The sequence below is a fragment of the Flavobacterium sp. UBA4854 genome (assembly GCF_002399805.1).
Lineage (GTDB): Bacteria > Bacteroidota > Bacteroidia > Flavobacteriales > Flavobacteriaceae > Flavobacterium > Flavobacterium ginsengisoli.
Genome location: NZ_DHEI01000084.1, coordinates 26,076 through 38,595, shown reverse-complemented (window position 1 = coordinate 38,595; position 12,520 = coordinate 26,076). Strand labels below are relative to the sequence as shown.

The following is a 12,520-nucleotide window of genomic DNA, read 5'->3' as shown; positions in this document are numbered from 1 at the left end:
ATGTCTAAAATGCGTTTATAGTATTAAATATTTTTATAATTTCGAAAAAAAAATATAATTTATTAATAAAAAACAAAAATAATGAGTATTATAATTAAAGTTCACGCAAGACAAATTCTTGATTCTAGAGGTAACCCAACTATTGAAGTTGATGTAGTAACTGAAAATGGAGTTTTAGGTAGAGCTGCTGTTCCATCTGGAGCATCTACAGGAGAGCACGAAGCTGTTGAATTACGTGATGGAGGTAAAGCTTACCTAGGTAAAGGTGTTTTGAATGCAGTGAATAATGTAAATACTATTATTGCTGAAGAATTAGTTGGGACTTCTGTTTTCGAACAAAACACAATTGACCAATTAATGATCGATTTAGATGGTACTCCAAATAAATCTAAATTAGGGGCTAATGCTATTTTAGGTGTTTCTTTGGCTGCTGCTAAAGCTGCTGCTAATGAACTTGGCTTGCCATTATACAGATACGTAGGTGGTGTTTCTGCTAATACGTTGCCAGTTCCAATGATGAACATCATCAATGGAGGTTCTCACTCTGATGCGCCGATCGCATTCCAAGAGTTTATGATTTTCCCAGTAAAAGCGACTTCTTTTACACATGCAATGCAAATGGGAACTGAAATTTTCCACAACTTGAAAAAAGTATTACATGATAGAGGTTTAAGTACTGCTGTTGGTGATGAAGGAGGTTTTGCTCCAAATTTAGCTGGTGGAACCGAGGACGCTTTAGATACTATCAAATTAGCTGTTGAAAAAGCTGGATATTCTTTCGGTGACGAAATTATGATTGCTCTTGACTGTGCTGCTTCTGAGTTTTATGTAAACGGAAAATACGATTACACTAAATTTGAAGGAGAAACTGGAAAAATCAGAACTTCTGAAGAACAAGCTCAATACTTAGCTGAACTTGCTGCTAAATATCCAATTATCTCTATCGAGGACGGTATGTACGAAGATGACTGGGATGGATGGAAAGCTTTGACTGAAAAAATTGGAGACAAAGTACAGTTAGTAGGTGATGATTTATTTGTTACTAATGTTGAACGCTTGTCAACTGGTATCGAAAAAGGAATTGCTAACTCAATCTTAGTAAAAGTAAACCAAATTGGAACTTTAACTGAAACAATTGCTGCTGTAAACATGGCGAAAAATGCTGGTTATACATCTGTAATGTCTCACCGTTCTGGAGAAACTGAAGATAATACAATTGCTGACTTAGCTGTTGCTTTAAACTGTGGTCAAATTAAAACTGGTTCTGCTTCTCGTTCAGATCGTATGGCTAAATACAACCAATTATTAAGAATTGAAGAAGAACTAGGAAGTACAGCTTATTTCCCTGGTTTGAATGCTTTTAAAATCAAATAATTTTTGAAATTATATATTGGAAAAAACCATCCGCCGCGGCGGATGGTTTTTTTTTGGACTTTTAACAAATTCATAGCAGTATTCTTTTTTAAATTAGTCTTAAATTCATTAGATTTGATAAATTATTATTTAAAGAATTATTTCCAGTATATTATGTCAAAAATAGCTACATTAGAAATAGATGGTAAAAAGGTTGAACTTCCGGTAATCACAGGGAGTGAAAACGAATCAGCTATCGATATCAACAAATTACGTGATTTAACAGGTTATATTACCCTTGATCCAGGTTATAAAAACTCAGGATCTTGTACAAGCGAAATCACTTTCCTAGACGGAGAAGAAGGAATTTTACGTTACAGAGGATATTCTATCGAAGATCTTGCTGAAAAAGCCAGTTTCTTAGAAGTATCATATCTTTTGATTTTTGGTGAATTACCTACAGCTAAACAATTAGAAGATTTTGAAAATGGTATTAAAAAACATTCTTTGGTAAACGAAGAAATGAAAAATATCATTGACGGTTTCCCTAAAACGGCTCATCCAATGGGAGTGTTATCTGCTTTAACAAGCGCTTTAACGGCTTTTAATCCTAAAGCGGTTAATGTTGATAACGAAAAAGAAATGTACGAAGCTATTTGTAAAACAATGGCGAAATTTTTAGTGATTGCTACATGGACTTACAGAAAATCTATGGGGTATCCTTTAAATTACTACGATAATACAAAGGGGTATGTAGAAAGCTTTATGCAATTAATGTTTAAATTGCCTACAGGACCTTACGCTGCAAATCCTGTAATTGTAAATGCCTTAGATAAATTATTCATTCTTCATGCAGATCACGAGCAAAACTGTTCTACTTCAACTGTAAGAATGGTAGGTTCTTCTCATGCTGGTTTATTTGCTTCAGTTTCTGCAGGAGTTTCTGCTTTATGGGGACCACTTCATGGTGGAGCTAACCAAGCAGTACTTGAAATGCTTGAAGAAATCAATAAAGACGGTGGTGATACAGATAAATTCTTAGCGAAAGCGAAAGATAAAAATGATCCATTTCGTTTAATGGGATTCGGACACAGAGTTTACAAAAATTTTGATCCAAGAGCTAAAATCATTAAAAAAGCTGCAACAGAAGTATTAGAGACTTTAGGTGTTGAAGATCCGATTTTAGATATTGCAAGAAAATTAGAAAAAGCAGCTCTTGAAGATGAGTACTTCAAATCAAGAAACTTATATCCAAACGTTGATTTCTATTCTGGAATTATTTACAGAGCTTTAGGAATTCCGACAGATATGTTTACTGTTATGTTTGCAATTGGAAGACTACCAGGTTGGATTGCACAGTGGAAAGAAATGCGTGAAAATAAAGAACCAATTGGAAGACCACGACAAATTTATACAGGACATCCTTTACGAGAGTTTAAGTCTAATAAATAAAAAACGAAAGCTTCACTTAACTGTGAAGCTTTTTTTATATTTGCTCAAAATACAATAGAGTTATGTTGCAATTAAATGTAAAGAACGAAACGTCTCGACTTCGTGCTGTAGTTCTGGGTTCTGCTGTTCATAATGGACCAACTCCAACTATAGAAGAGGCTTATGATCCTAAATCATTGGAACATATTAAAGCAGGAACTTACCCTGTAGAAAAAGATATGGTTGCTGAAATGGAAGCTTTTAATGCTGTTTTTCAGAAATATGATGTAACTGTTTATCGCCCAGAGATGATTGAAAATTACAATCAGATTTTTGCTAGGGATATTGGGTTTGTAATTGATGACATCTTTGTGAAATCGAATATTCTTCCAGATAGAGAACGTGAATTAAATGCTATTCAATATGTAATTGATCAGATTGATCCATTAAAAGTTGTTCGTCCTCCAGAAGAAGTTCATATCGAAGGAGGAGATGTGATGCTTTGGAATGATCATATTTTTATCGGAACTTATAAAGGAAGCGATTACAAAGATTATATTACTGCAAGAACAAATATGCATGGTGTAAACTATATTAAATCATTGTTTCCGAATAAAATTGTAAAAGAATTTGATTTAGTAAAATCTAAATTAGAAGCAAGAGATAATGCTTTGCATTTGGATTGCTGTTTTCAGCCTGTTGGAAAAGATAAAGGCATCATTTATAAAAGAGGTTTCAGAGAAGAAGCGGATTATTTGTACTTGGTAAACCTTTTTGGAAGAGAAAATCTATTTCATATTGAAAGAAACGAAATGTATAATATGTTTTCAAACGTGTTTTCAATTGATGAAAATGTAGTGGTTTCTGAGAAGAATTTTACAAGATTAAACAATTGGCTTCGTGAAAATGGTTTTACTGTTGAAGAAATTCCGTACGCTGAAATTGCAAAACAAGAAGGTTTGTTGAGATGCTCAACTTTGCCATTAATTAGAGACTAAAAATTAGTTTTAAGTATCAGGTTTCAGGTTTTTGGCAACTTGAAACCTGATATTTGACCAAAAAATATAAAAATCATGAAACAAACTACTAATGCTATCGTGATGATTCGTCCAGTTGCATTCAGAATGAATGAACAGACGGCTGTAAATAATTATTATCAAAAAGTATTGGACGGACTTTTGCCCAGTACAGTTAATGCTAAAGCACAACAAGAATTTGATGTTTTTGTTGAAAAGCTAAGAGCTGTTGGAGTAGATGTAACTGTTGTAGATGATAATTTAGAAACGGATACTCCAGATAGTATTTTTCCAAACAATTGGGTTTCATTTCACGAAAATGGAGATGTCGCGCTTTATCCAATGTTTGCCGAAAACCGTCGCCAAGAACGTAGAGAAGATATTTTGGATACTTTGGAAGAAAAAGGATTCGAAATTTCTAACATCATGGATTATACTTCTGCAGAAGAAGACGGGATTTTCTTAGAAGGAACAGGAAGTTTGCTTTTAGACAGAGCTAACGGAAAAGCATATTGTGCATTATCGCCAAGAGCAGATGAAGAATTATTTATAGAGTTCTGTGAAGATTTTGACTATGCACCTGTAATTTTTGAAGCTTTTCAAACAGTAGATGGGGAACGTAAGTTAATTTATCATACTAATGTGATGATGTGTTTAGGTGAAACCTTTGCTGTAATCTGCGCAGATTCTATTGATGATAAAAAAGAACGCAAAATGGTTTTGGATAATTTAAAAGGTGATAAAAAAGAAATCATTTTAATTACAGAAGACCAGGTAAATAATTTTGCTGGAAACATGCTTGAAGTTCGTGGAAAAGATGATAAGAGATACATTGTTATGAGTGCTTCTGCGCATCAAAGCTTAACTCCGAAACAAATTTCGCAATTAGAAAATCACGCTGAAATTTTAAGTTCGAGTTTAGATACAATTGAAGCTTGTGGTGGAGGAAGTGCCAGATGTATGATGGCAGAAGTTTTCTTGCCAAGAAGTTAGAATAAAAAGAATATAATAAAAAAGAAAGGGATAAAATCATTTAATGATTTTGTCCCTTTCTTTTTAGAAAATAATATGAGAATTAAAAATTCCCTTTAATAATATTTATAATTGCACTTACAATATACTGAATACCAATCGAAATAACTATAAAACCAACAATTCTAGAAATTGCAACAATTCCTGAGGCACCTAATATTCTAGCTAAATAATGTGCACTTTTTAGAATTGCAAAAATAGCTACTGCGATTGCAAGAATTGCTAACGAAGAAATTATGATTTCGTTTAATTCGTGGTGCTCCGGGTAAAAAGCAATTAAAAGAGACATTGATCCAGGTCCAGCAAGCATTGGAATTGCAAGCGGAGTGAGGGCAATATCGTTTCTATGCTGGGCTTCATTTTCAATTTTTTTGTTGATTCCTCTTTTCTTGTTGAACTTACCAGAAAGCAAAGAAAAGCCAGAGTTTACAATTACAATTCCGCCAGCAATTCTTAAGGCGTCAATGCTAATTCCGAAAAAAGTTAGAACATATTGGCCAATAAAATAAGAAACCAATAGTATGATAAAAACATTGATGGCTGTCCAAAGTGAGATTCGGGATCTTTCTTTTTGAGAGTCGTGTTGAGTTAGTCCAACAAAAATTGGTACAGTTCCGATTGGATTAAGTACCGAGAATAAAGCAGCAAATAAGTAAATAAATAATTCCATGTTGTATTGATTCGTGAAGTAAATGTAGTTATTTTTTGATGCTTTTGTGTGAAATTATGTTATAATAATATTTTTATTGGTGTCAATTCTGGGTTATAAGGCATAAAGTTAAATCGTTCTTTTTGATTACTTTTGCAATCTAAATTAAAACTATGAAAAGTAAAAAAACATTAGTTATAGGAGCGTCGACAAATCCAGAGCGTTATTCTTATAAAGCGGTAAATATGTTGGTAGGAAAAGGACATTCTGTATTAGCAATCGGTCAAAAAGCTGGCGAAGTTGCTGGAGTAAAAATTCAAACTAAAGCAATACCAGTTAAAAATATTGATACTATTACTCTATATTTAAATCCTGTTCGTCAAAGAGATTATTATAATTACATTATTGAATCGCATCCTAAAAGAGTAATCTTTAATCCAGGAACAGAAAATCCTGAATTGTATCAATTATTGGAGCTTAATGATATTCAAGTTGAAGTAGCTTGTACTTTAGTTTTACTGACTACAAATCAATACTAAATTATTGTTTGTTGCTTTTCTTTCAGTCTCGAAAAGAAAGGGGTTTCGTAATAAAAGAGCAATAGCATAAAGCTTTGAATTTAATGGCTGTAATGTAGGCTAAACCATTAAAAGTATTACTTTTGTCGTCATGGAATTTTCATCAAAATTAATTGAAAAAGCAGTAAACGAAATGTCGCAATTACCTGGTATAGGTAAACGTACAGCACTTCGGTTAGTTCTTCATTTGTTAAAACAACCGAAAGAACAGACTGCTTTTTTATCTCAAGCATTGATGAATATGCGTGAGGATATTAAGTTTTGTGAAAGTTGCCATAATATTTCTGATACTAAGATTTGCGAGATTTGCGCTAATCCAGTTAGAAATCATGCGACAATATGTATTGTAGAGGATATTCGAGATGTTATGGCAATTGAAAATACGGGCCAGTTCAAAGGGATATATCATGTGCTTGGCGGGAAAATTTCGCCTATTGAAGGAGTTGGTCCTAACCAGTTGAATATTTCTAGTTTGGTAACAAAAGTGAAATCTGGAAATGTGTCAGAGATTATTTTCGCATTAAGTTCGACAATGGAAGGAGATACAACAAATTTTTATATATATAAACAGATTGCAGACACTAAGATTATAATTTCGACAATTGCGAGAGGGATATCAGTAGGAGATGAATTAGAGTATGCAGATGAAATAACACTAGGACGAAGCATCTTGCATAGAGTGCCTTTTGAAAAAACATTTAAAAATAATTAACTTAACCCCAAATAAAAGTTAGGTTTTTCCGAACATTAAAGGAAAAGCCATATTTGCAATAAAATTGAACGAATGACAAAAAAAAGTTTTTTTCTATTCTTATTAATTTCAGCATTATTTACCTCATGTATTCCAATTAAAGATTTGGTTTACCTTCAAGATAAAAATAATTCAGGAGAGCAAACAGCAATTGCAGCAGTAGAATCAAAACCCTATAGATTGCAAGTAAACGATATTTTAAGAGTTAATATAAAGGCAATTGACCCCAAATTAGTCTCTATTTTTAATACAACAGAAGACGAAAGTAGTCAGTCAGCAAAAAGTGAATCCAGTTTATACTTTGATGGATTTACAATTGATGATCATGGTAATATTAGGATGCCAATTTTGGGAGAAATAAATGTGATTGGTTATACTCTTGAAGAAGTTCGCGTAAAAATTGAAAAGAAATTACTAGAAGAATATTTTAAGAGCGAAGCAAATATTTTTGTTACAGTTAAGTTAGCTGGTTTTAGATATACTATTAATGGAGAGGTTGGAAGCACAGGAACAAAAACACTATTTAAGGATAATGTAACCATTTTGGATGCTGTTGCAAATGCAGGAGATATTACAACAGTTGGTAATAGAAAAGAAGTGATGGTAATTCGTCAAACTCCAACAGGTGTACAAATGAATGATATTGACCTTACAGATGTGAATGTAATGAAGTCACCATATTATTATTTACAACCAAATGATTACATCTATGTAAAACCCTTAAGACAAAAAACTTGGGGAACAGGCCAAACAGGGATACAATCTATAGGAACAATAATTACATTATTATCTTTGGCAACAACAGTTTACCTAATTATAAAGTAAAAAAAGATTTTTAAAATGTTAGACATTAAAGACTTCGCCATTTTTGAAAATCATTCTCATTTTGATTTTAAAGGGTTTCTGTTGAAAATTGTGGGATACTGGAAATGGTTTCTTATAAGTTTGATTATTACATTTACAATTGCTTATCAGATAAACGTTCGTAAAGAAAAAATTTACGGAATGCAGACAATGATTTCTATTAAAGAAGAAAGTAATCCTTTTTTTACCTCAAATACAAGTTTGGTCTTCAATTGGGGAGGGGTTTCTGATCAAGTAAATGGTATTTCTACAATTCTTCAATCAAGGTCTCATAATGAGTTGGTAGTTGATAAGCTTCAATTTTATATTGATTATTTAGAACAAGGAAAATATAATTTAATAGATTCTTATGGAGCTGTACCATTTTATGTTGATATTGACAAAACAAAAGGACAGCTTGTAAATACATTAATTAGCGTAAAATTTTTAAGTGAAAATGAGTATGAAATTACGATTCCATTTGAGGTAAATTCTGTTTCATTAATTACTTACAGTGATAATTCTTACAATAATACATCAGTACAGCCTATAATGTTTATTAAAAAATATAAAGTAGGAGAACGTGTTAACCTTCCATTTTTAAATTGGAAAATTCAAATAATAGATAATCCAGGTTTTTATAAAGGAAAAGAATACTTTATTAGATTTAATGATTTTGATGGAACAGTCTCTGGGTATAGAGGTGTAAATGTAGATTCAGGAAAAAGTAGTGGATCATTATTGACTTTGTCTATGCAGGGTACTAATAAGGCAAGAATGGTTGATTATTTGAACGCAACTGTTAGAATGCTTATTAAGATACAACTTGATGGAAAAAATCAATTTGCTACAAATACTATCAGATTTATTGATAGTACACTAGTAGCAATGGAATCACAACTTAAACAAACGGGTAACGAATTAAAATCTTTCCAAAAAGATAAAAAGATTTATGAAATAGAAGATGGAGGTTCTAGAGTTTCAGAGAAAATAATGAATTTTGATGTTGAAAAGGATCAAGTTGCAAGAAAAATAGCTTATTATAATTCATTAAAATCGTATTTAAATAGTAGTGATGATTATTCTAGATTACCAGCCCCTTCTGTTGCAGGAATTGAAGATCCGAATGTTGTTGCAAATGTGGCAAAACTTATTGCGCTTTCTACACAAAGATCTGAAATGGCTTATGCAGTAAAAAGTGAAAAAATATTTAAAGATTTTGACAATCAAATGGCTGCAGTAAAAAATGTTCTTCAAGAGAATATTGTTACCGCAAAAGCAGCTTTAACGTATGATTTATCGCTATTAAACGCGAAAATTGGTCAAGCCGAAAGTACTGTTAAAAATCTTCCGGCCGAACAGCAAGAATTATTGAAGATTAAAAGAAAATATGATTTGAATGACAATATCTATACCGAATTTCTTCAAAAAAGAAATGAAGCAGAAATTGTAAGGGCATCTAATTTATCTGATATTCATTTTATTGATCCCGCAAAAGATATTGGAGGAGGTTTGATCGGGCCTAAAACCTCAATGAATTATATACTGGCATTGTTTATTGGGATTTTAATTCCCTTGCTTTTTATAGTTGTTATCTTTTTTATTAATAATTCGATTCAGAATACTGAGGATATAACTAAATTAACTCAAATTCCTTTATTAGGAGTAATTGGTCTTAATGTGAATTCGAGCAGTTTGGCGGTTTTTGAGAAACCAAAATCAGCTCTTTCTGAATCGTTTAGAGCAATACGTTCTTCACTTCAGTTTTTATATAAAAAACAACAGCTTACCGGATCAAAAACTTTAATGATTACTTCTTCAATTAGTGGGGAAGGAAAAACTTTCTGTTCTATAAATATAGCGACTGTTTTTGCTTTAAGTGAAAAGAAAACAGTAATTGTTGGTCTAGATTTAAGAAAGCCAAGGTTGGCAGATGAATTTCAATTAAAAACACCTTTAGGAGTTGTCAACTATCTAATAAAGCAAAATAGTTTAGAAGAAATTACCAATTCTACAGCTATTCCAAACTTAGATGTAATTCTTCTCGGGGCCAATACCTCCAAATCCTTCAGAGTTAATTTTAAGCGATGGTATGAGGGAATTGATTGACGAATTGAAGCAGAAATATGATTATATAATTTTGGATACTCCACCTGTTGGTTTGGTTGCAGATTCATTAGAATTGGTTCAATTTGCAGACGTGACATTGTATATTGTGAGACAGAATTATACTAAGAAAGATATGATAACGTTGTTGAATACAAGACTTAAACGCGGAGAGCTAAGTAACGTGAGTATTGTGTTGAATGGTTATGAAAATAAGGCAAAATATGGTACGGGTTATGGATATGGTTACGGTTATGGAGCATATTCGAATGGTTATCATGAGGAAGATATCAAAGAGGGATTTTGGAAAGCGTTTGTAAATCGAATTAGAAAAAGTTAAATTTTGACAAATGAAAAATGAGATAAAAAGTACGATCTTGATTACAGGAGGAGCTGGATTTATTGGCTCAAATTTGACTGAGTATTTTTTAGGCTTAGGTTATAAGATTGTTTGTCTAGACAATTTTTCTACAGGTCATCGTCATAATTTAAAAGATTTTTTAGATAATCCTGATTTTAAATTAATTGAGGCTGATATTAGAAGTTTAGCAGATTGTAATTTGGCGGTTCAAGGAGTAGATTACGTTTTACATCAGGCAGCTTTAGGTTCTGTGCCTCGATCGATCAAAGATCCGATTACTACAAATGATGTAAATGTTTCTGGGTTTTTAAATATGCTTACTGCTGCACGCGATGCTAAAGTAAAGCGATTTGTATATGCAGCAAGTTCATCGACTTACGGAGATTCTCAAGGATTGCCAAAAGTAGAAGATGTTATAGGAAAACCATTGTCTCCTTACGCAATTACAAAATATGTAAACGAATTGTACGCAGAGATTTTTAGTAAAACATATGGATTAGAAACAATCGGACTTCGTTATTTTAATGTTTTTGGAAGAAAACAAGATCCTAACGGAGCATATGCTGCTGTAATTCCAAAGTTTGTAAAACAATTTATGAATCATGAAAGTCCCATAATTAATGGTGATGGAAATTATTCACGCGATTTTACTTATATCGATAATGTTATCCAAATGAATGAGTTGGCTATGACTTGTCAAAATCCAGAAGCTGTTAATACTGTTTATAATACAGCATTTGGAGATAGAAATACATTAAATGACTTAATTGTCTATTTAAAAAAGTTTTTATCAGACTTTGATCCAAAAATAAAGGATGTGCCAGTTATTTACGGTGAAAATAGAGCGGGAGATATTCCCCATTCTTTGGCAAGCATCGAAAAAGCAAAAAGAAATCTAGGTTATAATCCAAAATATTCTTTGCAGGACGGATTAAAAGAAGCTGTTGAATGGTATTGGCATAATTTAAAATAAACTTAAGATCAAGATAAAATAGATCAAATGAAAATTACAAAAATTTGCTGCATTGGTGCAGGATATGTTGGTGGACCTACAATGGCGGTTATTGCTCAAAAATGTCCACATATTCAGGTTATAGTTGTTGATTTAAATGAACAAAGGATCGCAGATTGGAACGATCCGAACCCTGAAAATATTCCAATATATGAACCTGATCTTTCTGAAATTGTATCTGAAGCAAGAGGTAGGAATCTATTTTTCTCTACTGATGTTGATAAAGCTATAGACGAGGCTCAAATGATATTTATTTCAGTAAATACTCCAACTAAGACTTATGGAAAAGGAAAAGGGATGGCTGCTGATCTAAAGTATATTGAATTGTGTGCAAGGCAAATTGCAAGAGTTGCCAAACAAAATAAAATTGTAGTTGAAAAATCTACTTTGCCTGTTAGAACAGCTGAAGCAATTAAAAGTATATTGGACAATACAGGAAATGGTGTTCAATTTCAAATTTTATCTAATCCAGAATTTTTGGCGGAAGGAACTGCGGTTGCAGATTTGTTAAATCCGGATCGAATTTTAATTGGTGGTGACACAAATCAAGAAGGAGAAGAAGCAATTAATTCATTAGTTGATGTCTATGCGAATTGGGTAAGTAAAGATAGAATTTTGACAACAAATGTTTGGTCTTCAGAATTATCTAAACTGACAGCAAATGCATTTTTAGCACAACGAATTTCTTCAATCAATGCAATGTCGGAGCTTTGTGAGAAAACAGGAGCAGATGTAAACGAAGTTGCGAGAGCTATTGGTATGGATAGCAGAATAGGACCAAAATTCTTAAAAGCTTCTGTAGGATTTGGAGGTTCTTGTTTTCAAAAAGACATTCTAAATTTAGTTTATATTGCAAAATCATATGGATTAAATGAAGTTGCAGATTATTGGGAACAAGTAATTATTATGAACGATCATCAAAAAAGAAGATTCTCAAATAAAATTGTTCAGACATTATATAACACAGTAGCTGATAAGAAAATTGCATTTTTGGGTTGGGCCTTCAAAAAAGATACAAACGATACAAGAGAATCTGCAGCAATTTATGTTGCTGACGATTTAATAAACGAGCAGGCAAAAATTTCAGTTTATGATCCTAAAGTTTCTAAAAACAAGATGTTAAGTGATTTGGATTATTTAGAAACAAGAACAGGTGAAGAAAATAGAAGTGCATTAAATGTGTTTGATAATGCCTATGAAGCATGTAAAGATGCACATGCAATTGCAATTCTAACTGAATGGGATGAATTTACGATGTACGATTGGAAGCAGATTTATGATTCGATGCATAAACCAGCTTTTATATTCGATGGAAGAAATATTTTAAATGCTAAACAATTAGAATCAATTGGATTCGTTTATAATGGTATAGGATCATAAATTGGTTT

Annotated in this window: 10 protein-coding genes and 1 pseudogene; 10 read left to right on the top strand and 1 reads right to left on the bottom strand. The window is 32.2% G+C overall.

What is annotated here, in order from left to right:
• The first annotated feature begins 81 nt into the window (after positions 1-81).
• The 4 genes from eno to ctlX all read left to right on the top strand — a co-directional run bounded on the left by eno (position 82) and on the right by ctlX (position 4,793).
• Positions 82-1,374 carry a phosphopyruvate hydratase gene (eno, locus tag B3J44_RS12140; protein ID WP_286968674.1) on the top strand — a complete coding sequence of 431 codons (1,293 nt, stop codon included), beginning with the start codon at positions 82-84 and terminating at the stop codon, positions 1,372-1,374.
• Positions 1,375-1,527: 153 nt separating this feature from the next.
• Positions 1,528-2,805: a citrate synthase gene (locus tag B3J44_RS12135; RefSeq protein ID WP_111379752.1), complete on the top strand. Its 1,278-nt coding sequence runs from the start codon at positions 1,528-1,530 to the stop codon at positions 2,803-2,805.
• A gap of 62 nt (positions 2,806-2,867) precedes the next feature.
• Positions 2,868-3,782: a dimethylarginine dimethylaminohydrolase family protein gene (locus tag B3J44_RS12130; protein WP_286968673.1), complete on the top strand. Its 915-nt coding sequence runs from the start codon at positions 2,868-2,870 to the stop codon at positions 3,780-3,782.
• 75 nt (positions 3,783-3,857) lie between these two features.
• On the top strand, positions 3,858-4,793 hold the full coding sequence (gene ctlX / locus B3J44_RS12125) for a citrulline utilization hydrolase CtlX (RefSeq protein WP_286968672.1): 936 nt from the start codon (positions 3,858-3,860) through the stop codon (positions 4,791-4,793).
• Positions 4,794-4,875: 82 nt separating this feature from the next.
• Here ctlX and B3J44_RS12120 read toward each other — a convergent pair whose 3' ends face one another.
• On the bottom strand, positions 4,876-5,502 hold the full coding sequence (locus tag B3J44_RS12120) for a MarC family NAAT transporter (RefSeq protein WP_286968671.1): 627 nt from the start codon (positions 5,500-5,502) through the stop codon (positions 4,876-4,878).
• 152 nt (positions 5,503-5,654) lie between these two features.
• Between B3J44_RS12120 and B3J44_RS12115 the strand changes: the two genes are divergently transcribed.
• The 6 genes and pseudogenes from B3J44_RS12115 (at position 5,655) to B3J44_RS12090 (ending at position 12,512) form a co-directional block, all read left to right on the top strand.
• Positions 5,655-6,020: a CoA-binding protein gene (locus B3J44_RS12115; protein WP_198857773.1), complete on the top strand. Its 366-nt coding sequence runs from the start codon at positions 5,655-5,657 to the stop codon at positions 6,018-6,020.
• A 130-nt stretch (positions 6,021-6,150) separates the two neighbouring features.
• On the top strand, positions 6,151-6,771 hold the full coding sequence (gene recR / locus B3J44_RS12110; RefSeq protein WP_286968670.1) for a recombination mediator RecR: 621 nt from the start codon (positions 6,151-6,153) through the stop codon (positions 6,769-6,771).
• A gap of 72 nt (positions 6,772-6,843) precedes the next feature.
• Positions 6,844-7,635: a polysaccharide biosynthesis/export family protein gene (locus B3J44_RS12105; protein WP_286968669.1), complete on the top strand. Its 792-nt coding sequence runs from the start codon at positions 6,844-6,846 to the stop codon at positions 7,633-7,635.
• A 15-nt stretch (positions 7,636-7,650) separates the two neighbouring features.
• Positions 7,651-10,099 (top strand): annotated as a pseudogene (locus B3J44_RS12100) (polysaccharide biosynthesis tyrosine autokinase).
• Between the two features lie 10 nt (positions 10,100-10,109).
• Entirely contained in the window at positions 10,110-11,093 is a 984-nt protein-coding gene (locus B3J44_RS12095) for an SDR family oxidoreductase (RefSeq protein ID WP_286968668.1), read from the top strand.
• 27 nt (positions 11,094-11,120) lie between these two features.
• A complete protein-coding gene (locus B3J44_RS12090) occupies positions 11,121-12,512 on the top strand; it encodes a UDP-glucose 6-dehydrogenase (RefSeq protein WP_286968667.1) in 1,392 nt (463 codons plus the stop codon).
• The last annotated feature ends 8 nt before the right edge of the window (positions 12,513-12,520 follow it).